Source organism: Plantactinospora sp. WMMB334, from assembly GCF_049179095.1.
Lineage (GTDB): Bacteria > Actinomycetota > Actinomycetes > Mycobacteriales > Micromonosporaceae > Plantactinospora.
Genome location: NZ_JBMHME010000002.1, coordinates 3,598,559 through 3,625,016 on the forward strand (window position 1 = coordinate 3,598,559; position 26,458 = coordinate 3,625,016).

Below are 26,458 nucleotides of genomic sequence, written 5' to 3' on the forward strand. Positions count from 1 at the left end.
GCCCGGCGGGCGGGAACGCCGACGGCCAGCGACGGGCCCGACGCGCACGGACGCCGGCGGCCTCGGCGGGTGTCGGTCACTCCGCCAGGAAGGCATCGATGTGGGACAGGAACTCGGACCAGGCCGGTTCGGAGGCGGTCAGCAGGTGATTGCGGCTGTCGAGCAGGACCAGCCGGCTGTCGGGTATGAGCGCGGCCAGATCGCTCGCCTGCGCGGCCGGGACGCGTGCGTCGTCGCGGGAGTGCAGGATCAGCGTCGGACAGGCCACCCGGTGGGCGATGCCGGAAACGTCGATGCGGGCGAACTCCTCCAGGAACCGGACCCCGTTGGCCGGCGATGTCGTCTGCCGCTGGAACACGGTGAAGTCGTCCCAGTCCCGTGGCGTGCCGTCCGGCAGGAACTGGGAGGCGAAGACCTGCAGAAAGCGCGGATCCTGATTGCCCCACCCCACCCGGGCCAACTCCAGGTCGATGGCCGCCGCCTCCCGTTCGGCGTCGTCGCGGGCCCGCACCTGCCGTCCCTGGGCGTACGCCCCGGCGAGAATCAACCGGCTGACCCGCTCGGGACGGCGGACCGCGTACGCGATCGCGACCGCGCCGCCCTGGGAGACGCCCAGCAACGGGAACCGGTCCAGCCCTATCGCCTCGACCACGGTGTCGAGGTCGTCGACCCAGTCGTCGAAGCTGAAGCTGGGCACCTGCCAGTCCGACAGTCCGCAGCCCCGCTCGTCGTAGCGGATCAACTGGCGGTCGCGGGCCAGCCCGGACAGCCAGTGTGACCACACCGGAGTCGTCCACTCCAGGTCCAGGTGTGACATCCAGTTCGCGGCCTTCAGCAGCGGCGGACCCGTGCCGATGGTGGCGTAGGCGATGCGGGTGCCGTCCTCCGCCCGGCAGAACCGGATCACCTGGCGCTCCGTGCCGTCGAGCAGCTGCGCCGGGACCGCGGGACCCGGTCCGGCCCCTGCCGCCGGACCGGGTCGGACCACCGTGGCCGGCGCCACGAACTGGTAGCCCCGACGGTGTACGGTGCGGATCAGCCGCTGCCGTTCGCCGGTGTCCCCGACGGCCAGACGAGCCGTCCGCAGCGCCGTGGTGAGCGCGGCCTCGCTGACGAAACGATCGCCCCACACCGAGTCGAGGAGCTCGTTCTTCGACACCACCCGATCCCGGTGCGCGACCAGATGGCACAGCAGGTCGAAAGCCCGCGGTTCCACATGCACGGGCTCGCCGCCACGGCGCAGCTGATGACCCGCGACGTCCAATTCGTACTCGCCGAAGCGGAGCACTTCCCCAGCCACCGACGCAGCCTACTGATCTTGCGTGGCCGGGCTCAACCGGGGTCGGGGCCGTCTTCGGCCAGGAAGGCGTACATTTCGTCCAGGAATCTGGGCCAGGCCGGCTCGTCGCCGGTGAGCAGGTGGTTGCTGCCCTCGAGCAGGACCAGCCGGCTGTCGGGGATGAGCTCGGCCAGTTCCCTGGCCTGCGAGACGGGAACCCGTGGGTCGTCGCGGGAATGCACGATCAGCGTCGGGCAACGCACCCGCCCGGCCAGGTCCGAGACATCGAGCCGGGACTGTTCCTCCAGGAACCGGGCCCCGCCGGCCGCCGAAACGGAGCGCTGCTGGAAGCTCATGTACTCGTCCCACCGGTGCGGCGCACTCCCCGCGAAGAACTGTGCGCCGAAGAATCGCTGGTAGCTGTGGTTCTGGGCATGCCAGCCGGCCAGGGTGAGCTTCAGGTCGAGGTGCGCCGCGTCGCGCTCGGCGGCATCGCGTGCCCGGGCCAGCTGGCCGCGGGCGTAGGCCGCGTTCAACACCAGCCGGCTGACCCGCTCGGGCCGCAGCGCGGCGTACGCCACCCCCAGGGCGCCGCCCTGGGAGATGCCGAGCAGCGGGAAACGACCCAGCCCCGCCGCGTCGACCACGGCGTCCAGGTCCTCCATCCACTCCTCAAGGGCGAAACCCGTCGTCCGGTCCGACAGCCCGTAGCCCCGCTCGTCGTAGCGGATCAGCCGGCGACCACGGGTCAGGCCCTCGAACCAGTGCGCGAACGCGGGCACCGTGCGTTCCAGATCCATCTGGCTCAGCCAGTTGGCGGTTCTGACCAGAGGCGCTCCGGCGCCGGTGACCGCCCAGGCGATACGCGTGCCGTCCGCCGTCCGGCAGAAGCGCGTGACGTCGCGGGACCAGGCCGGCGCCTCACCCTCACCAACGGCACCGGCCGTGCCCGCGGCTGACTGGGCAGCCGCCGTGGGCGCGACGAACTGGTAGCCACGGCGATGCACGGTCCGGATGAACCTCTGGTCGCGGCCGGTGTCGCCGATCGCGAGCCGGACGGTGCGCAGCGTCGTGGCAAGGGCGGCGTCGGTGACCGTCTCACCCTTCCAGACGGCGTCAAGCAGCTCTTTCTTGGACACCACGCGGTGGCGGTGCTCGACCAGGAGACAGAGTACGGCGAACGCCCGCGGCTCGATCGGAACTGGACGCCGGTCCTGACGGAGTTGACCGAGACCGGCATCCAGGTCGAATTGGTCGAAGTGGTAGGTTGCTTGGCCCACCACGGCAGTTTACGCCTCAGCGTCAGCAGTTGACGCCTCAGCGTCCGAGATCGGACCGGCGGCGCGGCGCGAGACGCCGCCGAGACGCCAGGCGCGTATACCTCTGCGCGGCGGTTCGGTCCCGGACTCTCCTCGTACCCCGATGGTGTCGCGGACGCCGGGCCGCCGGTGACGGTTGGGCGCACCGCGAAGGGGTTTCTCGGGTGGCGGCTGTGGCGGGTCCGGCGCATGACACGGCGAGGGCGGGGCGGACGGCGACGCCCACTGATCGCGGCGCGGTGGCTCGCCCGCCCGGTGGGATAGCCGCGCTGCACCGCCGATTCGGCAATCGCGGGGTCCGGCGGCTGCTTCAGGCGAAGCTGGAGGTCGGCGCGGTCGACGACCCGCTGGAGCGGGAGGCCGACCGGATCGCGGCTCGGGTGACGGGTGTGTCGCTGCGCCGGTCCCCCGCTGCCGGCGGGGGCGTGCCGGCGGCCGGGGGCGGCGTGGCGGACGCGGCCGTGGCGACGGCCGTCCGCCGGTCGCGCGGGGGCGGCCGGCCGGTGCCGGACGGGATCCGGCGACGGATGGAGGCCGCGTCCGGCGCGGACCTGAGCGGCGTACGGATCCATGTGGGCGCGGAGTCGGACCGGCTGAACGGATCGCTCGGGGCACGGGCGTTCACGGTGGGGTCGGACGTGTTCGTACGGCGTGCCGAATTCGCGCCGGGAACGGCGGCGGGTGACGCGTTGCTGGCTCACGAGTTGGTGCACACCGTCCAACAGGCCGCCACGCCGGTCGTGCGGCGGGCCGTGAATCCGGTCGCCGGGTCCGTTGCCGACGCCGTCGCGGGCACGACCGCGGAGGCCCTCCTTCAGACGACGTCGCCCGCACAGGCGGCGGGTCGGCTTCTGGGCAGCAGGGACGAGTGGCCCTACGGACGTGATGCGGAGGCCGACGCGCACACCGAGATCCTGGCCAGCGCGAAGTACCTCCACCGGCGCAGGGTCGAGTGGCGGGCGGAGCTGAAAAATCGCCTGCAGGAGGACGGGCTCGACCGGCAGGACGATCGGCCCGCCTGGGAGAAGTTCCAGCAGGCGACCGCGGACGGCGCCGCGCAGGAGAAACCACCGTGGTTCCTGAACCCGAAGGCGCCCGGCGCCCCCTACTCCGACCTTGATGACTACCAGAGGATCAACCAGGACTTCATGGAGCAGGCGAAGAAATCCCTGACGGCTCCGGAGCACGACCCGCAGCGAAGGCTCGGCGCCACCTACGATCGAGACACCAATTTTCCGTTCAGCGATGCGATCGTCGCGGACGAACATCAGGAGCTTATCAGCATCTCTGCCCTGGAACTCGCGCCCGGCAGAATCCTGCGCCTCTTCACCGACTCCAATGTCTCGACGAGCACCGAGTACCGCTTCCACGTCGGAAGAAAAAGGAACCAGGATGGAGTCACCACCCTGGACGCTGTCGTCATGCCCACGACGACGGGGGAGTTGGCACCGGCGGGCACCAGAGTGGAGATCTCGGAGCTGCCGTCAAGCGCCCTGAAGATCTGCCAGGGAAATACCGTGCTGGCGGAGAGATTCTTTCCGACGATGATATCGGCGACGCGGGGCTTCTTCGAGTCCGTGATCGCGCCGGCCGACGCCCAGGGACCGATGGGGGCGGGAGACGACGAGGCCAGGTTCCGCAACCGTTCGCCGGAATTACCTCACGACGAGGCGATGCTGAACATCATCCGCGGCCGCAGCGATCCCACCGATCTGCGCAGTTATCATCACACGGTCGGTCCGTGGGCCAACCGGCTGAACATCAAGTCGCTGGGCTGGGGTGTCTCGGTGGCGTTGTACCGACGGCTCGGCGGAGACGCCACCTTCCAGGAGGCGCAGCACGACGACAGGGCGGATTTCTACACCCCCCTCATCATGCCCCCACGTCTCGCCAGGCCCGCGGCGCGCCTGGGACAGTCCACGTCCGCCAGGAAGGTCGACGCCAGTGACCCGGAGTGGTACCTCAAGGAGCTGGAGCACCAGCCCGGCCGGTTCGTGGGCGGCCGCTCCAACAGCACGCTCAACTACATGCAGAGTGCCTCGCTGCTCTGGCAGCGGAAGAAGATGACGAGTCAGGAGTGCATCGACCTGATCGCCTTCGTGATCGCCGACATGGTGGTCAGTGGCAACCACAGCATGGAGGAGTGCATGACCACGGTGGTCATGGCCGCGCCGGTCTCCCCTCCCTGGAACAGGATCCTGACGCTGTTGATCAGCCGGCCCACCCCGACACTGACGCTGTGGCTCACGCTGATCGATCGCCACACCATCGGTTCGATGCGCGATGAGACGCGGGAGACGCTGGAAAAGCAGATGGGCAGGCTCCGGAAAAGGTCGGACCAGACCCTCCAGAGGACGGACCAGACCGTCACGAAGGATTCCCTCGCCGCGTCGTTGCAGGGTAACCGGAGCTTCGAGCCGGCACTTCTCAGGGCTCTGGTCACGCTGTACGACCAACTCTCGAAAGCAACCCCGACGCAACCCTGAGCCGAGGCCACGTCCGCCAACCCCCACTCGCCGGGCGGTCGGCGGACGCGCTGCTCGCGTGGTGTGTCGAGTGCTGAGGTCAGACCCCGAGCCGGAACGTCAGACCCCGAGCCGGAACGCCTCGACGTGCCGCTGGTGGGCGGGGACGCCCAACGCCCGCAGACTTCGCGACACCACATCGGCCATGGCGGCCGGACCGCACATGAAGACGTCCCGCTCCGCGATGTCCGGCACGAGGCCGCGCAGGCTCTCCGGGCTGAACGGCTGGTTTCCGGGGCCGGTGCGGCCGGTCAGCAGGTGCATCCGGGCGCCGCGCTGTTGCACCAGGTTGCGCAACTCACCGAGCAGCACCGCCTCGTCCTGCGCCCGGGCACGATAGAGCAGCACGATGTCGCCGGTCAGGTCCGGGTCCTCCAGCAGCGCGCGGATCGGGGTGATACCGATACCGCCCGCGATCAGCACCACATCCTGCCGGGTCCGGCGGGCCGTGGTCAGCGCGCCGTACGGTCCCTCGGCGTAGACCCGCGTGCCGACCGGCAACTGCCGCAGCCCGGCGCTGGTACTGCCGATCGCCTTCGCGGTCAGCCGCAGCGTGCGGCCGTCGGGCGCGGCCGACAGCGACCAGGGGTTCACCTGCCACCAGGAGTTGTGTCGGGGGAAGCGCCACCAGAAGAACTGGCCGGGCCGGGCCCGCAGCCGGTCAAGGTCGCGGCCGGCCACGTACACCGAAACCGCCTCGCCGAGTTCGGGGACCACCGCGACCACCCGCAGGCGGTGCCGCACGTTGCGCACCACCGGCACGACGAGCCGGTTGGTGAGCAGGGCTCCGATCGCGAAGGTCCACAGGCCCCACCAGTAGATCTGGGTGTACGCGCTGGTGGTGAAGGCGCTGCCCTCGTAGACCTGGTGGATCACCGCCAGCACGAGCATGACGTACACCACCAGGTGGACGGCGTGCCATGCCTCGTACGGCAGGCGCCTGCGGATCGCCCGCACCGAGGTGAGCGCCATGACGCCGACCAGGCCGGCGGCGATCATGCCGAGCAGCACGGGCATCTGCTTGGCCAGGTTGGACGTCTCGGCGAGGAAGGAGATCTGGTCCAGCTCCGCGAAGCCCAGCAGCACGAAGGTCGGGTGGAGGATCACCAGCCAGAAGATGCCGAACCCGGTCCACCGGTGCCAGTTCGTGAGCGTGTCCATGCCGATCCGCCGCTCGAGGAACGGCAGACGGGCGATGAGCAGCACCTGCAACGCCATCACGAAGCCGAGATGCAGTCCGAAGAAGCGGCCGAGTGAACCCAGGGTGTTGTAGGCGGGCCTGGCGGGATTGGCGAACATGATCTCGACGATCGTCAGGTTGACCAGGAGAAATATCGCAACTGCCAGGTAGGCCGTCCGGGCCGTGCCGGCGCGGCGGACGCGCGGCGGTGTCGCCGTATCCATGGAGACCTCTCTGAAGCCGGGCCGAAACAGGCACCGGTGCGGATGTGAAACGGACAACCAGGGGTCGGGCTCACGCCGCGGCGGCGGTGAGCTCGGCGCGGAGAGCACGAACCGCGTAATGGGCACGGGACTTCACGGTTCCGGGCGGGATCCCGATCGACCTCGCCGCCTCGACGACGGTGCTGCGCCGGTAGTACAGCTCGAAGATCACGTCCCGGTGCTCGGCGGTGAGCCGGCGCAGCGCCGGAATCACCATGGCGTTGCTGACCACCGCGTCGGCGTGGTCGGGCACGGAGCGCTGCGCGGTGTCCCAGACCTCGTCGGTCACGTGGCACAGCCGCCGTCCACGCGCCTGGTCGACCACGAGATTGCGCGCGACCGTGAACAGCCAGCCGCAGACCCGCCCCTCCCCTTCGGCCTCTTGCATCTCAATCAGCAACCGGCGATGGCGCCAGGCCCGCAACATCGTCTCCTGGAGCACGTCGTCGGCAAGGCTGTGATTGCCGGTCAGTTTGCGGGCATAGGCTCGGACGGGCACCCCGTATCGCGCCACCAGTTCCGTGTACGCCTGATTGTCGTCTCCCACCGTGCCGGACGCTTCGGTAGTTGGGCGATGGCCCGTTGTCACGTGCGGCGGCCTTTCCCTCGACGTTTCGGAGTCCGTGGATTCGGCCCCGGGAACAGCTTGAGGGACGCACCGCGACGACACTTGAGGAAGATCTGAGGGAAACCTGAGGAAACGCCATCGGGTACGCGCGACCACAGGAGGCGGGAGCGGTTGCCCGGCCTCCACACATGTCGTTAGCGCGCACTGTCAGGTCGACGACAGTTTCGAGTCTCGTAGGCGACCCGGCTCCATTTAAGGCGATGAAATCGCCAGGCGCAAGCGGTGCCGACCCGCGCCGAAGGCGGTGGGACGACGGCGGGCCGGCGGGGAGAGTCGGGAGGCGTGACATGGCGTCGATGCGGGACGGCACCGTATTCTCCTACCGGGAGAGTTCGATTTCGACGCCGTGTACGCCGACAGCGTCGACGGAGAGGACGGGTCCGTGCGCGCCTATCATCGCGAGTCGACCGCATCACCGACGACCTCGCCCGGACCCGTGGCCCGGACGGCCCGCGTCACCCGACCTCCGGACGCACTGATGCGGATACACCGTCAGTACGGTAACCGGCGATCCCAGGCGATCATCCAGGCCGGGTTGCGGGGTGAGCAACCGATAGACGAACCCGCGATGGCGGGAGCCCCGGCATCCAGCGCTGCTCTGCTGGTGCAGCTCAAGCCGAAAGAAGTCGACGACCCTGATGGCGGGGACACGGACGAGGAAGCGGAGCGTCGCCCGTCGGGCATCGCGATCACGGACTTCCAGAACGAAACGACAACCCGCCGAGACTCCGAGGACGGACGAAGCGAGGACGGACGAAGCGAGGACGGACGAAGCGAGGACCAACGGAGCGACGACCAACGAAGCGAGGACGAGCGGAGCGACGACCGACGGAGCGAGAGACAGAAGAGCGAGGAACAGCAGCGGAGAGAGCGGCTGATCGCGGCCATGCGCCCCTACACGGGCGAGGATTTCGGGTTGCTCAACGACCATCTTCGGGAACGGGGAGAGAGCGGTCCCCGCTACGCTCACATCGGCGTGGTCGCGAGATTGTCGAGGGCGCTCCGCCGCCTGCCCGAGAGTCCAGGGCTGAGCTATCGCGGAGTACAGCTCTCGAGGGAGCAGTTGGACGCCTATCAACCCGGGGCGATCGTCACCGAGTTCGGCTTCACCAGCACCGCGCGCTACCCGCGAAACGCCTTTGGCGGCAATACGCTCATGCTGGTCTACGGGTGGACCGGCAGGGACGTCGACGAATTCTCGCAGAATCCTGGCGAGCACGAGGTCCTGTACGACCGCGGGAACCGCTTCAGGGTCCTGCTCAAGGTCTGGGATCCTTCGAGCCAAAAATGGATCATCGTCGTGGTCCAGGTGAGACCCGGGCCGCGGCGCCTCCGTGGCGGTTGATCCCTCGATCCATGAGCTCTCCCGCCACCGCCCGGTCGGGAGTTCCGTCAGGAAGCCGGTTGCCCTTCGCGTTGGTCGGGATCGGGATCTTCGGCAAGTAGCTCCTTCAACACCTGGACGGCGCCGGTGATGCGCAGCAGGGTCTGCTGGACGTCGGTCCGTTTCGCCTCCAGCTCGGCGAGCATCTGCTGGCCCGCGCGCAACTCGGTTTCCAGCTCGGCGATCCGCTTCTCCAGTAGGGCTCTCATCGGATGGGGTCCTTTGCCGTGGTCAGCGTTCATCGGGGATTACGAAGCTCCCAGCGTGCGTGATTGAGGTTTGTGTCGTCCGCCGCGGAGGCGAGCACATAGCTTTTCTTCGTCATCAGATGCTCGTAGATGCTCGAGTGGGCGTACACATCCCGGCCGGTGTTGAACAGCTCGATAATCAACTTCCCGGCGGCAAGCTTCTTGAGGACGCTCATCTCGTGTTCGGTGATGACGGTCGAACCGATCCGGAGGTTGTCCGCCTTCACCATCGCGGCGTCCACATACGACGCGTGAATATCGCTGTAGTCGTCGCTCTTGAGTTCCCCAACCCGGAAGTGGAAGCCCGCCTCGTCGACCTCCAGCCGGTGACCGTACCGATTCTGGTGGACGAACCGGAGGTTGAACGACGAGTTGGCGATCTGTGGCGGCAAGGTGTCGGTCTGCTGGAGGTCGAGGAACGAGGTCCTGCCTCCCGCCTCGGCCGTGCGCTTGTCCCGGAGCAGTAGCAGATGCTGGTTGTCGGCGAGGACGGCCAGCCGCGACCCCCGCGTGTCGCTGGAGCCGATCCCGACGCCGCCGGAGGCGCCGACGGTGAGCCGGGCGGTCTGGTTGGTGACGAGAGTCAGCGGGCTGTTCGTCGTGGTGCCCACGATCATGCCCGCCGGTGCACCGTACATCGTGCTCTCCCGCGCGATCACCCGTCCGTCCACGTTCGCCGTCCGCACCGACAGCTTCGTGCTCGCCGAGCCCACCACGTCGACGACCCGACCCCACCCCTCGGTGTTCGCCGGGGTGGCCGTGCCGACGCCGACATCGCCGTCTGCGCCGACGAAGAGCCGGGTCGTCCCGGCACTGTCCCCGTCGTGTGTCCGGACGTGCAGGCCCCGCCCGGCGGGGAGCCGTCCGTCGTACTCGATGGAATAGCCCTGATACTCCGCTTCCGCCCACAGCCGGATCCCGCTGCGGTGTCCGCTGCCGGCGGCGGTCTTGAACGTCAGGTGCCGGTCCCGCGGGTCGAAGTCGCCGATGTCCAGGTCGCTGCCGGGATCGGCGGTGCCGACCCCGACGCGGCCGGAGACCGAGAGGCTGGACCGATGGGTCATGGCGTGGTCGACCGTGACGTCACCGTTGTCGGCCACCGTCAGCCGGCCGAGCAGCACCGTGTGGCCGTCCAGGTCCGGCGCGGCATCGGCGGGTGAGACCGCGGTGAGACCGTTCGGGGCGACCGCCACGACCGTCGGGCTCTCCTCCCACCGCCGGGCGCTGGAGCCACCGTCCGCGATCTGTCCCGCATCCGTCGGGGACTCCCGATAGGCCAGGTGCACCTCGACGTTCTGCTGGTTGGCGAATCCCTGCCCCAGCGACAGCGTCCTGCCGGCGGCCAGGACGAGGTGCCGGCCCCGGGCGTCGACCGCCATGCCGCCGGCGACCGTGAGCTGGTACCGCTCACTCCCCGCCGCCAGGGTCAGGCCCTCGCTGACGCCGGTGAGCCGCAGCAGCCTGCTCTGCCGGCGTACCCGGTCGAGGTGGAACTTCTGCTCGTCGATGAAGTCCTGGTCCTCCAGGAACTGCCCGTCGAAGAAGCGGACACGCTTCGATACGACGTCGGGTTGGGTGTAGTCCGCCATCGGGCCTCCTCGGTCTCAGTTGGAGTCGCGCGTGCCGAGCAACGTGTTGACGCCGAGGACGAGCCGCTCCGGCCTGCCGCCTTCACGCTCCTTCAACTCCTCGGAGACGATCCGCATCGTGGGCACCACGACCTTGAGGGCGTAGAACGTGTGTGCCGGCTTCTCCCGGTCGATGATCGCCCTGGCGACCTCCTGCACCCTGCGCAGACCCACCGGGTCGGAGTCGCCGAGAGTCAGCTGGACCTGGAAGTAGTGGTCGGGCGCGTCGAACCGGTCGAGGATCACCACGTCTTCCCGGGTCACCTGGTCGGCCAGCGGGTTCAGATAGATCTCGAGCATGCGGCGCAGCCCGGCCAGGGTTCCCCGCTGCCGGTAGAGCGGCACCACCTCCCGGATGAAGCCCTTCTTCCGCGCCACGTCCCAGTCGGCGCGCAGGCTCAGCGCCACCCAGCCGGCCAGCCACGGCAGGAAATCCTCATCGGTCTCCATCGGGTCCAGGTAACGTGCCGAGCGTTCGATGAGCTGTTCGAGGCCGTCGACGTCGTCACGGCCCGTCAGGACCGCCTCGAAGGCCAGCAGGAACCGGCCGGCGAACGGGTCGCCCCGGAACATCGCCGGCAGGTGGTCGAGGTAGCGGCTCACGCCTGCCTCACCCAGCTCGACGGGTGGCTGCGCCCGTAGCTGTCGTAGCCGGTCAGGTCGAGCCGGGTCAGGCGCGGCAACTCGTGCGTCTCCAGCGGGATGCTTCCCGTGCCGGCGTCACCGACCGCGCCGGCCGGGGTGACCCGGACACTCTCGATGTAGTCGAGCAGGGGTGCCTGTTCGAGCACGGCGTAGACCTCGGACGGGTGGATGTGCTGTCCGAAGGGCCAGCCGTCGCCGGTGGTGCCGCCGGTCAGCGGGGCGTAGAAGGCGCGCAGCCGGGCCTGGGCGTCGGCGATGGCGTCGCCCGGCAGGGCGTCCGCGCGGACCGCCAGGTCGGCCGAGATCTGGATGTCGACGTATCTCGGGCCGACCACGTGGTGGCGCACCGTCAGCAGCCTGCGAGGATCGAGAAAGTCGTGCAGCCCACCGGTCAACGCCTCGGTGGGCAGCGGGTGGGTGTCCGTCCCGTCGGCCGGCTCGGGAAGGACGACGACGCTGACGTGCGCCGGTGCGGCCGCGACCGGGTCGGCTCCGGCGAGGTCGCGGCCCGGGACACAGCGCACCCGCCGTACCCGGGCCAGCCCGGCCGCCTGTGGCTGCTCGGGCCAGGTCCTGCCGACGAGGTACTCGTAGTCGTCCACGGTCACCGCCCGGTAGCGCTCGTGCAGCGCCGCCATGACCTGCCGGACGGCCGGGCCGAGATCACCCGTGACCGGCGGGATCCACTCGGGACCGGCGAGCAGCCGCAGGAAGTTGCGGGTGTGGCTCTGCGGGACCTGGTTGACCTGATACAGCTGCATTTCGGTCAACCAGGCCAGCATTTCCACGAGCATGATGCCCGGGTCGCTGGGGTTGTGGTCGGTCCACTCCGGCAGCAGGACCGGGATGAGCGCCCGCGCCTCACCGACAAGGTCGTCGTAGTCGCGGTCGTCCAGGTTCGGCAACGCAATCGGCACGGGAGTCCTCAGGCTGGAAGGGTCACGGTGATCTGGTGCCGTCCGGAGTAGACGAGCGCCCGCTCCAGCCACCGGGTGAGGTCCGCGGGCACCGGCGTGGCGCCCTGCGCGAGCGAGCGGTCGAGCACCTCCGCCAGCCGGGCGCCGAGCGACTCGGACTCGGCCACCTGCGCCACCGCGAGCTCGCGGACGTGGTCGACCCCGTCGACGGCCTCGATCGCCGCGTACAGGTCCGAGCGGTGCGGCTTGCGCCCGAAAGCCCAGCCGGTGCCGTCCGTGCCACCGGCCAGGGGGTGCAGGAAGCGGTCCAGGGCCTGCTCGACCCGCACCTGGATCAGCACGGCCGCCTCCGGCGAGACGGCCACCACGGTGGCGGTGACCGCCACCTCGATCCACTCCGGTCCGGCGACCCACAGCGCGGCGGTCGGGCCGCACCGGTCCCGCAGGTACGCCTCCACCTGGCGCAGCAGCCCGATGCTGGGCGTCGGCCGGGGGGCGGCGGAGTGCGGGACCACGATCACCCCGATCCCGCCCGCGTCGGGCTGCCCGTGCTCGTCGCGCGGCTGCTCGTCCGGGTCGAGCCACAGGTCGAACGGGTCGAACCCGGTGGGTGGCACCGCCTGGGCCCGAGCCACCTCGGCCGAGGACTCGAACGCGAGGTCCGCGACGTCGTCGGCGGTGACCGCGCGGTCGCGGTGGCGCAGTGTCTTCGGCCCCCGGCTCCGCACCCGGTCCAGCGGCTCCCAGTCGGAGCCGCCCGAGGCTGGCTCGTGATTCGTCACCGCGTCCAGATACGGCACGGAGGATTTCAGGGTGGCGATGGTGCCGGCGGGCCGGTTTCCCCGCTCCCCACCTCCGCTGCGGTAGGTGAGCCGGACGTTGTTCTGCCCGCGCGGCACCACCCGCCCGGCCCCGCCGTCGCCGAAGCTGATCACACCGGTGGCGGCGTCGACGGTGTAGTGGCGGTCGCCCGGCCCGGAGCGGTGGAAGTCGGTCACCTCGTGCCATCGCACCCAGACCTGTTCGAGATCCGCGCTGCCCGGTCCGGTGCTCCGGCCCTCGTCCCCGAGGAGGACGGCGTTCTCCTCGGCCGGCGGCCGGGGCTCGCGGACGGCAAGGTCCTGGCCGGCCAGGACCGGTGTCCGCGCGGTGCTGAAGCGCTGGCCGGCCTCGGCGGTGCCCGACCCGAGCAGCTCCTCGGTCACGGTGGTCGCCTGGGTCGCCCAGGTCGTGTTCGGCAGGATCCGGCGCAGCCGGGGCGGGATCGCGAAGCTCCCGTCCCGGTGGCGCAGTCGCAGCCAGCAGCGCTGCTGGCCGAGGTGCTCCCGGGCGGTCAGGTCCGGCGGCCCGACGAAGCGCACCACGCCGCGTTCGCCAAGCGTGCCGGTCTCGTCGAGCGCGGCCAGGGTCCGCCAGCCGGCGGCACCGCTGTATTCCCAGACCAGGTCGGCACGGTCGGTCAGGTCGACGGTGGCGAGCCGGTCGGCCACCACGTCCTCCGGCTCCGGCGCCTCGACCTGGAGATAGAGGGTGACGGGCCGGTTGCCGAACGGCTGGTCGAAGCCGAGGTAGAGGGCCGCGTCCCGCTGCGGGTTGGGCGCGAAGGGGGTCACGTCCCACGGCCCGCCGGCGTGATGGCGATGGGTCACGAGGCGGAAGTCGTTGCTCGTGACGCAGGCCTGTGCCGGGACCGGGGCCGCGAGTCCGGCGCGGGACCGCCACGAGACCGTGCTGACCACCGGCGGCGCGAACGTGGCGGCGGCCAGTTCGTAGCTGCCGTCCTCGTCCTGGGTGTAGTGGGCCGCGATCCCGTAGTCACCGCCGACCAGCCGGACCCGGACCCAGTACTCCTCGACGCCGTTGACCACGGTGCGCGCGAAGCCGGCGGGTGCGGTCAGCGTCAGGGTGGCGTCACCGGTGAAGGCGTACGCCGGGTCGCTGACGGTCATCCCCCGCCAGCTCGCGCCGTCCCAGGCCTCCCAGACGATTCGCGGGTGGCCGTCGGTGCGCACCGGCGGCACCGGACCGTCCGGCTGGCCCGGCGCGTTGGTCAGCGTCACCTCGGCGACGAGTTCCGTGCCCGGCCAGACCAGGCTCGCCGGGCACGCGAGATAGCAGGTGTCGTTGAAGCGCGGCTGCTCGCCGAACGGGTGGAAGTCCTTTGTCACGTCCAGCGGGCCGGCGTTGGCGAACGCGCGGGGCAGCGCCACCGGATCCGGCGCGGCCAGCATCCGCACGTCGATGCCGGTGAGGGTGGGCACCTCCCAGTCGTAGGCGACGGTGACCGCCGCCAGCCGGGGCAGGATGGCGTACGTCGCACCGTCGTCGACGATCTCGGCCCGCAGCCAGCGGCCCGACCGCGCCTGGAACAGCTCGGCCGGCCACTCGGCCGGCACCCGGAAGCTGACCTCGCCGTCGCCGGTGAACGCCATGGTGCCGTCGAGTAGCGCCCCGTCGATGTCGTCGTCGTCCTGCACGGGCGCCGAGGCGGAGCCGCCGAGCTGCCGCCACTCGTCGCCGACCCTGTAGGACCACCGCAGGCGCACCGGGGCGGCCGGGTCGGCGACCACCCCGGGCCGGGCCAGGGCGACGCCGAGGCGTATGAGGGCGTTGGGGACCGCCGCCGCCGCAGGGAGGCTGAGATAGCACCAGCGGCTCTGGCCGGCTTCTCCGAAGGGAAAGACTCCCTCGACGTCGACCTGCGGGGCCCGGCGGCCGGCCGCGACCGCGTCGAGCGCCAGCCCGGAGGCGGGATGCGGCATCGGCATGTCGAGCCGCGCCCGCAACCAGCCGGCCGTGGTGCCGTCCACCTCGTACCCGGGCAGCGGCGGCAGCCCGGCGAGGGTCACCTGCCAGGCGTGGCCCCAGACCGTGCTGGCCGCCTCGATCGGGTGCCATTCCGCGCCGTCCCAGTAGGCCCAGGTGATCGGCCACCCGCCGAACAGGGCGGCCCGCGCGGCGGTCAACACGATGGTGACGGTCTTGGTCCCCTCCATCGCGAGTACCGGGTCGCAGGCGATGAAGAACTGGTGCGGCACCAGCCCGTCGCCGACGAAGGCCGCGAAGGGTTCGTCCCGCTCACCGGTTGCCGCGGCGGTGCGGTCGGCGTACCGGTCGCGCGGCGCGTCGTCCACCAGCACGGTCCGCAGGTGTGCGGGGGTGACGACGAGGTCGGTCGCGGTCTCGAAGACGACCTCGCCGTCCTCACCGTCGTCGCCGTCGGGTGGAGTGGCCGCGATCCGGGTGCCCGCCGGGACCACCGCCTCGGTCCGGCTGCGCTGCGACAGGGAGAAGGTGAGCGGCACGCGGGCCGGCCGCGGCGGCGCCGGCTGGATCCCGATCAGGTTGAGGAAGGCGAGGTAGTCGCGTTCGGGCACCTGGTTCAGGCGCTGCACCACCAGCTCGGCGTAGCGGGCGAAGACGCCGATGAGCGCCTGACCGGCGTCGGGCCGCCCGTCGGCCGGCGGTCGCCAGCCGCTGTACCGGGTCGCCAGGGCCGCGGTCTGCGCGGCGAGCGCCTCGCGGTCGCGCTTGTCGATGGGTGGAGGCTGCCCGGTCATGCGATGTAGAAGGGGTAGACGAGGTTGAACCGGCTGTTGGTCGATCGCACCTCGTAGTTGATCTCGATGAGCAGCCGGCGCCGGTCCGCGGGGTCGGGCGTCGGATAGACGTCCAGGACGTCGATCCGCGGCTCCCAGCGGGCCAGCGCCTCCCGCACCGCCCGGCTGATCCGCCCGGCGGCGCTCACGTCGTTGACGTCGAAAACGACGTCGTGGATGCCGCAGCCGAAGTCCGGCAGCATCACGCGCTCACCGGGCGCGGTGCCGAGGATCAGCCCGATCGACTGCCTGATCGTCGCCACGCCGTCGTCGGTGAGCCGGATGCCCCGCTCGGGGTCGCCGCCGATCGGAAAGGCCCAGCCGGTGCCGAGGAAGCCGCTGTTCGCCAGGCCGGTCACCCGATCGTCACCGTGCCCGTGGCGACGACCTTCCCGATCGGCAGATCCATCGGGTCGTTGCAGGTGGTCGCGGGATCACCAGACCTGATCGCCGGCTTGCCGTTGATCATCACGGATGTGCTGCCGCCCTGGACGGTGGCCGTGTTGGACGGCTCCTTCTTGAACTTCGCGGTGGGACTCCCGGGTGTGTGCGCCGGAGTGTTCTCGGCGGTGGCGCCCGCCACCGCCGCCCACTCTCCCATGATCTTCACGTTGGTGCTCAGGCCCCCGTTGATGACGCCGGTGAACGGAAACGGCGTCGGCACCTCCGTCAGCGCCGGCCCGCTGGGGACCAGCACGACATGGATGTCGTCGGCCTCGACCCGGTCGCCCTTCTTCGCCGCGGACGCTCCCATCGATTCCACCCCCTCAGTTGATTCTGACTTGACTGCCGATGATGTCCATCTCGCCTTTGGATTCGGCCCTGAGCGTGGTCTTGGCGTCGACTGTGACGTCGGCGCCGGAGGCGATCTCGACACCGGCGCCGGCCAGACGGAGCCGCCCACCCGCGGAGATCAGGATGTCCGCGTCCGCGGTGATCGCTATCCGGTTGTCCTTCGTGCTGATCACGATGCTGTTCCTGGCGCTACCGTCGACGATCTCGATCCGCTCGTCCTGCTCGGTGTCGATCAGCCGGATCACGTGCCCGCTGCGGGAGACCAGCGCCCGTACGTCGTTGCGCCCGTCGCTGTTGGCGACCGGCGGGCCGTCCTTGCCGTTCCACAACCCGCCGATGACGTAGGCGCTCTCCGGGTTGCCGTGCTCGAAGGCGACCAGGACCTCGTCCCCGACCTCGGGCAGGAGGTAGCAGCCCCGGCCGGCGCCGGCCATCGGGGCGGCCACCCGCGCCCAGTCGGTCTCGGCACCGTCGGAGAGCCACGGCAGCGCCACCTTGACCCGTCCCAGCCCGGCCCGGTCCTGGTTGTTGGTGACGATGCCGATCACCACCCCGTGGAACCGCCCGTCCGCCCGGCTCGGCGTCTGGTCCATCAGGTGGTCGTAGAGGTCTGTCACGCCGCGTTCCTCCGTACCTCGAGGCTGGTCCGGTATCCCTGCTGTGCGGTCACCGAGTGGCTGGCGGACACGACGTAGTAGGCGCCGCTGAAGGCGGCGCCCGCCCCCTCGATCTCGACCACCTCGCCCGCTCGCAGGCGGGGCTCTCCCCCGCACTCGACCTCGCCGGTGATGTAGGTCAACGCCCGCTCGTCGAAGTGCCCGGTGGCGATCTCGTCGGCCCGCTCCCGGTCCGGCACCCGCAGGTCCACGGTGGCCGAGACGGCCCCGTCGAACACCCGGCCGGCCTGTTGGGGGCCGGTGGCGGCACCGCCCATCGTGCTGGACTCCGCGCCAGCTCGCGCGGTGGAGACGACGGCCCGCTTGCCCGTCACGTCCCAGCCCCGCACGGAGTGCTCGGCCACCTGGGCAAGGGCGCGCAACCGGGGCGTGAAGCGGGAGATCTCGCCGCCGACGCCGAGCTTCGCCGCCGGTGGCCGGCCGTGCTGCGGCGGCCGGAAGTACAGCACCCTGTCCCGTACGAAGATCTCGTAACCGATCACCTTCGCCCGCTGCTGGAGGAACTCCAGATCGGTCTGGTTGTTCTGCAGCACGTAGTCGAGCGTGGCCCTGGTGTCGGTCACCTCGGCCCGCAACTGCGCATCGGCGGCCACCTGGCGGGCGATGGCGCTGTCCCGGGTTCCGGTGAAGGTCCGGGTCCGCTGCCGGCGGAACAGCCGGGTCCGCAGGTCGTACCCGCGCACGGTCAGCATCGGCGTCCGACCCGCGTCGAAGGCGGGCTCCAGGCTGGTGACCTCGCCGACCATCACCGGATACAGCTCCCTGACGGAGCCCAGCGAGATCCGCACCTCGGTGCCGACCGCGAACAGCGTGGCGTCCGACCAGGTGACGGCGAGGCGCCTGGCGTCCCAGTTCTTCAGCGTGACGGTGAACATGCTCAGGGCGTTCAGGTCCTCCAGCACGGTCACCGACTCCACGTCGCGGTGGGCTTCCGGCGGCAGTCGCACGCCGCCGCACTGGATCTCGAAGTCCGGGCCCGACTCGTCGGTTGTCATCGTCCGGGTCTCCGCTCAGCTCAACCTGGGAATGATCAGCACCGTGCCCGGGCGTAGGTCGCGCGGGTTGACGACGCCGTTGGCCGAAGCGATGCGCCGCCACAGGCGGGGATCCCGGTACTCCGCGGCGGCGATGCTGTGCAGCGTGTCGTTGCGCCGCACCACCCACGTCTTGTGTACGTCGGACGAGTGCATCTCCCGCTCTTTGAGCTGCGCGTCGGTGAGCGACTCCGCGAAACTGCACGAAACGGTGGCCCGCACCGGAGTGCCGTCGGGCAGGAACATGGTGAACCGTTCGTCGATCCGCGTGAGGACGCCGGTGAAGATCTCGGTGAAGGCACCCCAGGACAGCGTGCACAGCGGTGGACGGTGCAGTTCCCTGTCGAACTCGGCGAGTTGGCTGACCCGGCTGGTCAGCGCGGTGACGTTGGTCGAGTCGCCGGTCTGGAAGGGGTTCGGCGGCGTGAACGACGTCGCCAGGTCCCACAGGGACGCCTCCGCCCTGGACTCGTAGGTGTCGAAGAACAGCTCGACCGAGAGCGTCGCGGGCTGCATGGCGGCGAACTCCTGCTGCATACCGCTCCACGTCCAGGCGCTGCCCTTGCCCGCGCTCTCGTGCGTCTGCCAGCTGACGGAGCGGGACCGGCTGATCTCATTCGGGTTGAACAGCGCCTCGATCGGGCCGTTGCGGGCGAAGTCCGTGCCGTCATGAGTGATGGTCAACTTCTGCAGTCCACCACCGCCCGGCCCGAACCCGAGCAGCGCGTTCGCGACGCTCGCCTTGTTGACGCTCACCGCCGCACCCCCCGGCGCTCGGCCTCGACCGCCAGCCGGCGCAGGATCCGGTGGTGCACCTGGTCGGTGACGTGCCCGGCGACCGCCCGCGCGACCTGCGCCGGCTGTGGCTGTGGCTGTGGCTGTGGCTGTGGCACGGTGTGCGTGGCCCGGGGCGTGCCGTCCGGCGGCCCGCCGGCCGTCCACCCGCCGTCGACACCGTACCCAGGACCGCCCCGACCGCTGCGGGCCGGAGCCGCCGGGGCCGCGCGGGGCGGTACCCCACCCGCCGGCCACCCGCCGACGGCGTAGGGCGCCGGGCGGGCAGGTGGTGCGGTCGCCGCCCGCGCCGCGGCCAGCGGAAGCTGCCGCACCGGTGGGACCACCGGCCGCCGCGCCGGGACCGGCGCCGGCCGAGCCGTGGGTCGGGCATCCACGCGCCGCCCGGACGTCGGCAGCGGCCCGGTGTCGCGGCCCGCCGCGTGGCCCGGCGCAGGTGTGGGGGCGGCCGGGACGGGGAAGGCGACCTGCTGCCCACCGGCGTGCCGGTCCGGGCCGTGCTGCGGGGCGGGCCGGACGACCGGGCTCGACCCCGCCGGAGCCGCCCCCTCGGATGCCCGCGAGCCCGCCGAACCGCCCACCTCACCGGTCGCGGTCGGCGCACCGGCGGATGCCGGCCGGTCGGCCGGACCTGGCAGCCGGAGCGGACGCGACCCCTCACCCGTGCCGGTGCGGGTGGACGGCGCGACCGGCTCGGCCGTCTTCCGCTCGATCGGCGACGCATGCCCGGAGGCGGGTCGCGGCGTCACGGGTCGCACGGGTGCGTCGGCACCGGGACCGGCGGTGCTCCGCGCCGCGCTCGCCTCGCCGTCCGACCGGGACGGGCGGGCCGGCACCGCCGGGCCCGCCGACCCGTCGGCCCTGTCGGCGGGCATGAGGCGGGCCAGGGCGAGCGGCCCGGAACCGACCGAAGTGGACACGGCGCTGTCCGGAACGGTGGTCGTGGCGGGGCCGGTCGGGGAGGCACCGGCCGGGCGGGCGGGCGCGTCGCGGTGCACGGCCTGCGGTGGCGGCGCCGGTTGGGCGTACACGACGGGCATCGCCGGCCCGGCATACTGTCCGGTCGCGTCGACGTAGCGTGCGGCAACCTCGGCCAGCGGCAGCCCCGCCGTCATGCTGCGATGGCGGGCGAGCAGTGCCCGGATGTGGCCGAGGTCGACCAGTCCCGGCCGCCGGGCCGGCCGCGCCAGCCGGCGTACCAGGGCCGGGTCGAAGACCGTGTCGTCGTCCATCCCAGGGCTCCCGGTCAGCCGGCCATGCCGGCGACGCCATGCCCCAGCGCGGCGGCCTGGCCCAGCAGCGGCTTGGTCAGGCCCTCGTGCGCCAGCTCGACGGACTCGAAGCCGACCTCGTCGCCGCCGGCGTTGAAGGTCGGGCCGGACCAGCGCACCGGCAGCGCGTTACGGAAGTTCCACCACATCACGGGGATCTGTCGACGATCGAGCAGCACGATCGTGCCGCTCCTGCGCTGGATGACGCCGCGGGTGGTGTTGTCGTACCAGTTCCACAGGCTGCTGAGTGCGCCCAGTCCCTGGCGCAGGACCAGGTTGGCCGGAGTGGCCGCACCCGGCAACTGGTGGGCGAAGCCGTTGACCCCGCCCTCCCGGTACGCCTGCATCTCGATCTGGCTGTCCAGGCCGCTGACCTCGTTGAAGCCGGCGACCAGCAGACCCTCGATCTCCACCGCGAAGTTGAAGGTCGGGAACGGATCCGGTAACCGCAGGCCGCTCCAGTTGCCCACGGCGGCCGTCGCCCAGCTGAGCCCGAGCGGAATCCCGGTGGACATCATCGCCGTGCCCCTCCCTCTTCGTTGAGCCGTTCGTTGATGCGCGCGATCTCGGCGACCCAGCGCTGCCGTTCCCGGTGGTCCAGCTGCATGATCTCGTGGTAAGGCCAGTGAAAGTGAAAGGCCAGGTACGCTACTTCCTCGTGCAGCCGGTCCGGGGAGTAGCGCGTCATCCCCCCAGGCTGGGCTGCTCCACTTCGAACGATCCCCCGCAGTGCGGGCAGTCGACCTGCAGCCGGGCGTGCCCGTTGAGGTTGACCCGCTGGTAGAGATCCTGCAGGTAGGCGAGGTCGGCGGAGTAGAGGTTCTCGACCACGTTGGTGTTGACGTAGTCCAGCCCGCCGAGCCGCGTGATGACCCGGGCGAGCAGGATGACGACCAGGTAACCCGGGTTCGCGCGCACCCGGGGGTCCTTGATCGGCTCGATCTCGTCGAGAGCGGTGGCCATCCGCATGGTCCCCTCGCGGTGCACCGTGCCGTCCGGCGCGACGAGGCCGTGCGGCAGGGTGAACGGGAACTCGGTGCGGCGGGCCTCGGCGACACCACCTAGCTCCACTGGTCGACCTCGATCCGCTCACAGGCGAGGGTCAGCTGCTCCACGGCGATCTCGTCGCTTGTCGCGTTCAGGCTGGGTCCGGTCCACGACTTGGGCCAGCACTCGAAGAGGTTCCAGGTCACCCGCGGGTTGCCCTGCTGGTCGAGCAGGGTGATCGACACGTTGTGCCGCTCCACCGTGCCCTTCATCACCCGCTGCCGCCACTCCCACAGCTTGCTGTCGTTGGTCAGGCCACGACTGAGGGTGATGTCGCCGTAACTGTTGAGCCCGGGGATCTTGCGCGGGGCCAGGTTCCGGTCGGTGCCCTCCCGGTACTCCGCGCCGTTCTGGCTGGTCTCCAGCCCGGAAGCCTCGCGGAAGCCGGCCCGGGTGATGCCGTCCAGCTCCACCGCGAAGTTGTAGCCGAAGTATGGATCGAACCTGTCCACAACCGCACCTCCTGTTGTCGCGCCGTTCACGCCGCGCCGACCGTCACCCCGCTCGCGCCGTGGATGACGCGAACGGTGATGAACTCGGCCGGCGCGGTCGGCGCCACTCCGATGTGTGTCACTACCACCCCGGCCTCGATGACCTCGGGTGGGTTGGTCTCGTGGTCGCACTTGACGTAGAACGCCTCGGCGGGGGTGCGGCCGCGCAGCGCGCCGCGCTGGAACAGCCCGTCGAGATACACGGTCAGTTCCCGCATGATCCGCATCCAGAGCCGTACGTCGTTGGGCTCGTGGACCAGGCCCGTCATGAACCGTTCGATCCAGCGGCCGATGGTGCTGACCAGGCGCCGTGCGGTCACGTCCCGCCAGACCGGATCGGCGCCGAGGGTGCGCGCGCCCCACACCCGTATTCCCCGGCCGGGCAGCGCCCGCAGGCAGTTGACCCGCTGCTCGTACAGCGCGCCCAGCTCGGCGGCCGCGAGGTGCGTCTGCAGGTCGACGACGCCCTCCAGCACCGTGTTGGCCGGCGCCTTGTGCACGCCGACACGCTGGTCGCCGGCCGAGTAGACGCCCGCCACGTGCCCGGACGGTGGCAGGTGGCGCAACCGTCCGGTCCCGTCCGGCACACCGAGCCACGGGTAGTACAGCGCCCCGAACGCCCCGTCGGCCCCGGTCAACGCCGCACACTGGTCGGCGACCTTCGCGGTGTCCAGGGCCGGCACACCGTCGAGCAGTGCGAACCGGTCACCCCGGTCCCGGCAGTGCCGCAGCAGCAGCGCCTGCGCCGCGACGATCGGGGCGAGGTCCCCGTCGTCCGGCCACGGCGGGGCGGGGACGATGTCGGTGGCACAGACGAGGTCGACGTCGTCCAGCGAGTCCAACACCGCCAGCCCGCCCCGCACCTCGTCGGCGGGCGTCAGCGCCTCGGGGAGCCGTACGGCGTGGCACACCGTCCCGCCGTTCTCGAAGAACCCCCGGACCGCGTCGGCCAGGAAACCGTCCGTGGAGCCGCCGAAGGCCGCCTCGAACTGCGGCCACAGCGTCAGCCGCTGCGGCGTGTACGGTCCGGCGGCGGCCCGGCCGAGAAACACGGGCACCCCGGTGAGCATGGTCGGTGGCAGCGGCGGGAACACGTCCTGCCGGTGCACACCCGGTGTGAGCTGGTTGGTCACGGTGTCGTCCGGCGGCGCGCTACTGGATCCCGCCGGCCCACTGGCTGATCCGGAAGACGACGAACTCGGCCGGACGCACCATCGCCACGCCGATCTCGACCACCAGTTGGCCCGCGTCACGGACCCCCGCCGGGTTGACGGTCTCGTCACAGCGCACGTAGAACGCCTGCTCCGGGGTGTTGCCCAGCAGCGCGCCGGAGGCCCACACGGTGGTCAGGAAGGCGCCGACGTTGCGGCGGATCTTCGACCACAGCTCCGGCGCGTTCGGTTCGAAGACCACCCACCGGGTGCCCTCGTCGATCGACTCGCGCAGGAAGTTGAACAGTCGCCGGGAGGAGATGTACCGCCACTCGGACTGCTCCCTGCCGGCCAGCGTACGGGCGCCCCAGATCGTGATGTTGCCGTCGAACCTGCGGATCACGTTGATGTCGTCGGGGTTGAGCCCGGCCTGACCCTGCTTGCTGACCAGCGTCTCGACGCCCAGCGCGCCACGGATCACCTCGTTGGCCGGCGCCTTGTGCACGCCCCGCTCCGTGTCGACCCGGGCGTAGACCCCGGCGATGTGCCCGCTCGGCGGCTGGTACACCGGGTTGCCGTCGTCGTCGGTGACGCCCACGTCGATCCACGGATAGTAGATCGCGCCGTAGCTGCTGTCCCGGACGCCGCCCTGGATCGCCGCCTTGGTCAGGGTGGTGGTCCGTCGGCCGTCGAGGATCGCGAACCGGTCCTGCAGGTACTGGTTCTCGCAGTGGTCGACCAGCTTGGTCTGCACCGCGTCGCTCACCGCGCCGGGGATCGCGACCAGCGCGATCTCGTCGATCGCGGTGAAGGTTTCCAGCGCCTCGATCAGGTCGTCGTCCAGGGACTCGCCACCACCGGCGACCCGGGTGATCCAGCAGCGCCCGCCGCCGTTGTTGAAGAAGCCGTACGCCGCGTGGGCGAGGACCTGGTTGCCGGGCTGGATGTCGCCGAAGAGGTTCTTGAAGGTCTCCCAGCCGTCCACGAGCTGGGCCACGCCCGCAGGCGCGACCAGGTGGAAGTCGGCCGGTTCCACGGCGCCGTCGGCCTGCACGCCGGAGCGGCCCGGCAGCAACGGCATCGCGACATCGTCGGCCACGACTCCTACGAAGCCGGCGGTGCTGGTCCCTACGCCGGCGATCGGCTTGATCGCCGAGGGGACCTCCTCGACGTACACGCCCGGCGCTAGATACTGCGGCATCTGTGGGTACTCCCCCTCGTCAGGACTCCTGGTCCACGCCCCGGCCGACCCGGATGACCGTCTCGGTCACCTCCGGACCGACCTCGGTCGAATCGAAGACGTCCACGCTGAGCGTGACGCTGTAGTGCAGGACCGCCTTGGGTCGCCCGCCCATGGCCTGCCAGAACTCGCCGATGCCCTGCAACTGGCTCTCGGCGGTGACCAGGGCACGCAGTGGTGGTTGGTGGCCGATCAGCTCACCGCGCAGGTAATCCTCCGGGATCTCGCGGTGACGCAGCAGCACCCGCAGCACGTCGCCGAGCAGCCGGTGCTCGTCCTGCGCCGGATTGGGCGCGCTCTCGTTGGGCCAGGCCGTGACCAGATAGGAGCAGTCGACCCGCGCCGGCACCCGCCGGCGCGTGACCATTCCCGGCGGCTGCCGGACGTTTTCCCACTGGTTGATACGCAGCTCGTGGTTTTCCCGGATGTCGTACAGGAAGAACGCGATCGCGGGCAGGGTGACCCCGGACGGCGGGAACTGGTCGTCCGGGGTGGCGAAGCTGATGGTGATGCCGGGCAGCGCCAGCTCACCTTCGACGAGCGCGGCGAGGGTGGCGTCCAGGTCCTGGAACATCACCCCTCCTCGTCCGGCCGCCTGTCGGCCCGGAAAGGTCTACCCAGGGGCCGTCGCACCGGCGTCTGCCGCCGCGTCTCCCCGTCGACGGAAAACCGCCGCCCGGAAAAGACATGGCGGCAGACGCCGGCGAGACGCCCGCCCGGTAGGTATGTCCAGTGGCCCCGTCGGCGGAAAGGAGACCACGTTGAAGGGCACCGAATCTCGGCCTCCGTCTGCCGGGGCGGCGGCACACGGTGCCCGGACGAGCCTGATCGAGCGCACCAGGCACGTACTCGGCCAGGCGGTCGAGGTGTATCACGGCACGCCGCAGGAACGGCGTCTGACCGCGGTGCGGGACCGGCTCGACGAGCCGCTGCGGGTCGCCATCGCCGGGCGTATCAAGGCGGGTAAGTCCACATTGCTCAACGCGTTGGTCGGAGACCGGCTGGCACCCACCGACGCCGGCGAATGCACCCGCGTCGTCACCTGGTACCAGGACGGGCACACCTACCAGGTGCTCGCGCGCCCTCAGCAGGGCCCGCCCAGGCAACTCCGGTTCAGCCGCGAGAACGGCGCCATCGAGTTCGACCTGGCGGACCTCAGCGTGGACGATGTCGCACAGTTGGAGGTCACCTGGCCGTCGCAGGCGCTGAGGACCGTCACGTTGATCGACACTCCCGGCATCGGTTCGCTCTCCGAGCAGGTCTCGCAACGGTCCTGGCACCTGCTCGTTCCGGACGACGAGGAGACCCCGGCCGACGCCGTCGTCTACCTGATGCGGCACCTGCACAGCAACGACATCGACTTCCTGCGGGCATTCCACGACATGGAGGTGTCCCGGCCGAATCCGGTCAACGCCATCGGGGTGCTGTCCCGGGCCGACGAGATCGCCGTCGGCCGGCTCGACGCGATGGCGTCGGCGCGCAGGATCGCCGGCCGGCTGAGCGTCAACCCGAGCGTGCGGCGGCTGGTGCAGACCGTTGTTCCGGTGGCGGGGTTGCTCGCCGAAACCGCCGGGAGCCTGACCGAAGTGGAATTCGCCCAGCTGCGCCGGATCTCCGATCTGCCGGCGGCGCAGTCCGATCAGTTGCTGCTCTCCGCCGACCGGTTCGTCCAGAGCATGCCGGAGCTGGGCCTCACCTCGATCGAACGGGAGGCGCTGCTGGGTCGGTTCGGCCTCTTCGGGCTGCGGCTCTGCACGGTCATGCTGCGACACGGCACCTGCACGAAGGCCACGGAGCTGGCCCGGGAGCTGACCGAGCGCAGCGGGCTCGCGCAGCTGCGGGAGGTTCTCGGCTCGCTGTTCTTCGAACGTCGGGACGTGCTCAAGTCCCGATCCGCGCTGCTCGCCCTCGCCGACATCACGCGCGTCGACCCCCGGCCGGGTAGTGAACACGTCGCCGCGCTGGTCGAGGAGGTCACCGCGTCCGCGCACCCGTTCAACGAGCTGAGAGTGCTCGCGAGCCTGCGTGCGGGTTGGGTGACGGGCAGGCCCGCCGTGATCGACGAGCTGGAACATCTCATCGGCGGGGCCGGTGCCGCACCCCACCAGCGGTTGCGACTGCCGCCGGACGCCTCCGAGCGGGAGCTGGACGAGGCGACGGACGCGGCGCTGGCCCGCTGGCAGCGCCGGGCGGAAAATCCCCTGACCTCGGCCGAGATGGCGGTGGCGGCCAGGGTGGCCGTGCGGTCCTGCGAGGGCCTGATCGCGGAGCGGCGGTTCCGGTGAGTCCGCCCCCGCGCTTCACGGCTGCTCCCCGGCGGCCTGACGAACCCCTGTAGTGAA

The 26,458-nt window shown here is 70.8% G+C and carries 26 protein-coding genes; 4 read left to right on the forward strand and 22 right to left on the reverse strand.

Annotated elements, in window-relative coordinates; genetic code table 11:
- Nucleotides 1–76 precede the first annotated feature (76 nt).
- Both ACN27G_RS15365 and ACN27G_RS15370 read right to left on the reverse strand, forming a co-directional pair.
- Entirely contained in the window at nucleotides 77–1,300 is a 1,224-nt protein-coding gene (locus ACN27G_RS15365; RefSeq protein WP_421493485.1) for an alpha/beta fold hydrolase, read from the reverse strand.
- A gap of 32 nt (nucleotides 1,301–1,332) precedes the next feature.
- A complete protein-coding gene (locus tag ACN27G_RS15370) occupies nucleotides 1,333–2,475 on the reverse strand; it encodes an alpha/beta fold hydrolase (RefSeq protein ID WP_421497334.1) in 1,143 nt (380 codons plus the stop codon).
- On the opposite strand from ACN27G_RS15370, the gene ACN27G_RS15375 reads away from it, so the two are divergent.
- Both ACN27G_RS15375 and ACN27G_RS15380 read left to right on the forward strand, forming a co-directional pair.
- Nucleotides 2,425–2,592, forward strand: coding sequence for a hypothetical protein (locus ACN27G_RS15375; protein ID WP_421497622.1), 168 nt, complete (start codon nucleotides 2,425–2,427; stop codon nucleotides 2,590–2,592). The two genes, ACN27G_RS15370 and ACN27G_RS15375, sit on opposite strands and share 51 nt — an antisense overlap.
- A 170-nt stretch (nucleotides 2,593–2,762) precedes the next feature.
- Complete coding sequence (locus ACN27G_RS15380; RefSeq protein WP_421493486.1) at nucleotides 2,763–5,084, forward strand: DUF4157 domain-containing protein; 2,322 nt, start codon at nucleotides 2,763–2,765, stop codon at nucleotides 5,082–5,084.
- Nucleotides 5,085–5,183: 99 nt separating this feature from the next.
- Here ACN27G_RS15380 and ACN27G_RS15385 read toward each other — a convergent pair whose 3' ends face one another.
- Together ACN27G_RS15385 and ACN27G_RS15390 are read right to left on the reverse strand one after the other, a co-directional pair.
- Nucleotides 5,184–6,527: a ferric reductase-like transmembrane domain-containing protein gene (locus ACN27G_RS15385; RefSeq protein WP_421493487.1), complete on the reverse strand. Its 1,344-nt coding sequence runs from the start codon at nucleotides 6,525–6,527 to the stop codon at nucleotides 5,184–5,186.
- Nucleotides 6,528–6,597: 70 nt separating this feature from the next.
- Nucleotides 6,598–7,113 (reverse strand): sigma-70 family RNA polymerase sigma factor, encoded by a 516-nt coding sequence (locus tag ACN27G_RS15390; protein ID WP_421493488.1) that lies wholly within the window; start codon nucleotides 7,111–7,113, stop codon nucleotides 6,598–6,600.
- A gap of 427 nt (nucleotides 7,114–7,540) precedes the next feature.
- Between ACN27G_RS15390 and ACN27G_RS15395 the strand changes: the two genes are divergently transcribed.
- Nucleotides 7,541–8,539 carry an ADP-ribosyltransferase domain-containing protein gene (locus ACN27G_RS15395; RefSeq protein ID WP_421493489.1) on the forward strand — a complete coding sequence of 333 codons (999 nt, stop codon included), beginning with the start codon at nucleotides 7,541–7,543 and terminating at the stop codon, nucleotides 8,537–8,539.
- Between the two features lie 47 nt (nucleotides 8,540–8,586).
- Here the strand turns inward: ACN27G_RS15395 and ACN27G_RS15400 are convergent, their stop codons facing one another.
- From ACN27G_RS15400 to ACN27G_RS15485, 18 genes are read right to left on the reverse strand one after another with little or no spacing between them, the layout of a single operon-like run.
- Entirely contained in the window at nucleotides 8,587–8,787 is a 201-nt protein-coding gene (locus tag ACN27G_RS15400; RefSeq protein ID WP_421493490.1) for a hypothetical protein, read from the reverse strand.
- A gap of 29 nt (nucleotides 8,788–8,816) precedes the next feature.
- On the reverse strand, nucleotides 8,817–10,415 hold the full coding sequence (locus ACN27G_RS15405) for a hypothetical protein (RefSeq protein ID WP_421493491.1): 1,599 nt from the start codon (nucleotides 10,413–10,415) through the stop codon (nucleotides 8,817–8,819).
- A 15-nt stretch (nucleotides 10,416–10,430) separates the two neighbouring features.
- On the reverse strand, nucleotides 10,431–11,057 hold the full coding sequence (locus ACN27G_RS15410) for a phage tail protein (RefSeq protein ID WP_421493492.1): 627 nt from the start codon (nucleotides 11,055–11,057) through the stop codon (nucleotides 10,431–10,433).
- Nucleotides 11,054–12,016 (reverse strand): hypothetical protein, encoded by a 963-nt coding sequence (locus ACN27G_RS15415; RefSeq protein ID WP_421493493.1) that lies wholly within the window; start codon nucleotides 12,014–12,016, stop codon nucleotides 11,054–11,056. The genes ACN27G_RS15410 and ACN27G_RS15415 overlap by 4 nt, the downstream gene beginning before the upstream one ends.
- 8 nt (nucleotides 12,017–12,024) lie before the next feature.
- Entirely contained in the window at nucleotides 12,025–15,576 is a 3,552-nt protein-coding gene (locus tag ACN27G_RS15420) for a putative baseplate assembly protein (RefSeq protein WP_421493494.1), read from the reverse strand.
- Nucleotides 15,573–15,974, reverse strand: a complete 402-nt coding sequence (locus tag ACN27G_RS15425) for a GPW/gp25 family protein (protein ID WP_421493495.1) — start codon at nucleotides 15,972–15,974, stop codon at nucleotides 15,573–15,575. The genes ACN27G_RS15420 and ACN27G_RS15425 overlap by 4 nt, the downstream gene beginning before the upstream one ends.
- Entirely contained in the window at nucleotides 15,971–16,369 is a 399-nt protein-coding gene (locus ACN27G_RS15430) for a PAAR domain-containing protein (RefSeq protein WP_421493496.1), read from the reverse strand. Before ACN27G_RS15430 ends, ACN27G_RS15425 begins: the two co-directional genes overlap by 4 nt.
- A gap of 13 nt (nucleotides 16,370–16,382) precedes the next feature.
- Complete coding sequence (locus ACN27G_RS15435) at nucleotides 16,383–17,027, reverse strand: phage baseplate assembly protein V (protein ID WP_421493497.1); 645 nt, start codon at nucleotides 17,025–17,027, stop codon at nucleotides 16,383–16,385.
- Nucleotides 17,024–18,082, reverse strand: a complete 1,059-nt coding sequence (locus ACN27G_RS15440; protein ID WP_421493498.1) for a phage late control D family protein — start codon at nucleotides 18,080–18,082, stop codon at nucleotides 17,024–17,026. The genes ACN27G_RS15435 and ACN27G_RS15440 overlap by 4 nt, the downstream gene beginning before the upstream one ends.
- Before the next feature lie 15 nt (nucleotides 18,083–18,097).
- Nucleotides 18,098–18,877 (reverse strand): LysM peptidoglycan-binding domain-containing protein, encoded by a 780-nt coding sequence (locus tag ACN27G_RS15445; RefSeq protein WP_421493499.1) that lies wholly within the window; start codon nucleotides 18,875–18,877, stop codon nucleotides 18,098–18,100.
- A complete protein-coding gene (locus ACN27G_RS15450) occupies nucleotides 18,874–20,148 on the reverse strand; it encodes a hypothetical protein (protein WP_421493500.1) in 1,275 nt (424 codons plus the stop codon). The genes ACN27G_RS15445 and ACN27G_RS15450 overlap by 4 nt, the downstream gene beginning before the upstream one ends.
- A 14-nt stretch (nucleotides 20,149–20,162) precedes the next feature.
- Nucleotides 20,163–20,705 (reverse strand): phage tail protein, encoded by a 543-nt coding sequence (locus ACN27G_RS15455; protein ID WP_421493501.1) that lies wholly within the window; start codon nucleotides 20,703–20,705, stop codon nucleotides 20,163–20,165.
- A complete protein-coding gene (locus ACN27G_RS15460; protein WP_421493502.1) occupies nucleotides 20,702–20,875 on the reverse strand; it encodes a DUF6760 family protein in 174 nt (57 codons plus the stop codon). The genes ACN27G_RS15455 and ACN27G_RS15460 overlap by 4 nt, the downstream gene beginning before the upstream one ends.
- Entirely contained in the window at nucleotides 20,872–21,258 is a 387-nt protein-coding gene (locus ACN27G_RS15465; protein WP_421493503.1) for a hypothetical protein, read from the reverse strand. The genes ACN27G_RS15460 and ACN27G_RS15465 overlap by 4 nt, the downstream gene beginning before the upstream one ends.
- A complete protein-coding gene (locus ACN27G_RS15470; protein WP_421493504.1) occupies nucleotides 21,249–21,686 on the reverse strand; it encodes a phage tail protein in 438 nt (145 codons plus the stop codon). Before ACN27G_RS15470 ends, ACN27G_RS15465 begins: the two co-directional genes overlap by 10 nt.
- Nucleotides 21,687–21,712: 26 nt before the next feature.
- On the reverse strand, nucleotides 21,713–22,858 hold the full coding sequence (locus tag ACN27G_RS15475; protein WP_421493505.1) for a phage tail sheath family protein: 1,146 nt from the start codon (nucleotides 22,856–22,858) through the stop codon (nucleotides 21,713–21,715).
- 19 nt (nucleotides 22,859–22,877) lie between these two features.
- A complete protein-coding gene (locus ACN27G_RS15480) occupies nucleotides 22,878–24,077 on the reverse strand; it encodes a phage tail sheath family protein (RefSeq protein WP_421493506.1) in 1,200 nt (399 codons plus the stop codon).
- 19 nt (nucleotides 24,078–24,096) lie between these two features.
- Complete coding sequence (locus ACN27G_RS15485; RefSeq protein WP_421493507.1) at nucleotides 24,097–24,690, reverse strand: DUF4255 domain-containing protein; 594 nt, start codon at nucleotides 24,688–24,690, stop codon at nucleotides 24,097–24,099.
- Between the two features lie 187 nt (nucleotides 24,691–24,877).
- On the opposite strand from ACN27G_RS15485, the gene ACN27G_RS15490 reads away from it, so the two are divergent.
- Entirely contained in the window at nucleotides 24,878–26,401 is a 1,524-nt protein-coding gene (locus ACN27G_RS15490; protein ID WP_421493508.1) for a dynamin family protein, read from the forward strand.
- The last annotated feature ends 57 nt before the right edge of the window (nucleotides 26,402–26,458 follow it).

What these genes read in the sequence shown, in the direction of transcription:
- ACN27G_RS15385 (WP_421493487.1), bottom strand. Translation starts at nt 6,527, where the DNA reads ATGGATACGGCGACACCGCCGCGCGTCCGCCGCGCCGGCACGGCCCGG.
- ACN27G_RS15400 (WP_421493490.1), bottom strand. Translation starts at nt 8,787, where the DNA reads ATGAGAGCCCTACTGGAGAAGCGGATCGCCGAGCTGGAAACCGAGTTG.
- ACN27G_RS15405 (WP_421493491.1), bottom strand. Translation starts at nt 10,415, where the DNA reads ATGGCGGACTACACCCAACCCGACGTCGTATCGAAGCGTGTCCGCTTC.
- ACN27G_RS15420 (WP_421493494.1), bottom strand. Translation starts at nt 15,576, where the DNA reads ATGACCGGGCAGCCTCCACCCATCGACAAGCGCGACCGCGAGGCGCTC.
- ACN27G_RS15430 (WP_421493496.1), bottom strand. Translation starts at nt 16,369, where the DNA reads ATGGGAGCGTCCGCGGCGAAGAAGGGCGACCGGGTCGAGGCCGACGAC.
- ACN27G_RS15440 (WP_421493498.1), bottom strand. Translation starts at nt 18,082, where the DNA reads ATGACAACCGACGAGTCGGGCCCGGACTTCGAGATCCAGTGCGGCGGC.
- ACN27G_RS15450 (WP_421493500.1), bottom strand. Translation starts at nt 20,148, where the DNA reads ATGGACGACGACACGGTCTTCGACCCGGCCCTGGTACGCCGGCTGGCG.
- ACN27G_RS15455 (WP_421493501.1), bottom strand. Translation starts at nt 20,705, where the DNA reads ATGATGTCCACCGGGATTCCGCTCGGGCTCAGCTGGGCGACGGCCGCC.
- ACN27G_RS15460 (WP_421493502.1), bottom strand. Translation starts at nt 20,875, where the DNA reads ATGACGCGCTACTCCCCGGACCGGCTGCACGAGGAAGTAGCGTACCTG.
- ACN27G_RS15480 (WP_421493506.1), bottom strand. Translation starts at nt 24,077, where the DNA reads ATGCCGCAGTATCTAGCGCCGGGCGTGTACGTCGAGGAGGTCCCCTCG.
- ACN27G_RS15485 (WP_421493507.1), bottom strand. Translation starts at nt 24,690, where the DNA reads ATGTTCCAGGACCTGGACGCCACCCTCGCCGCGCTCGTCGAAGGTGAG.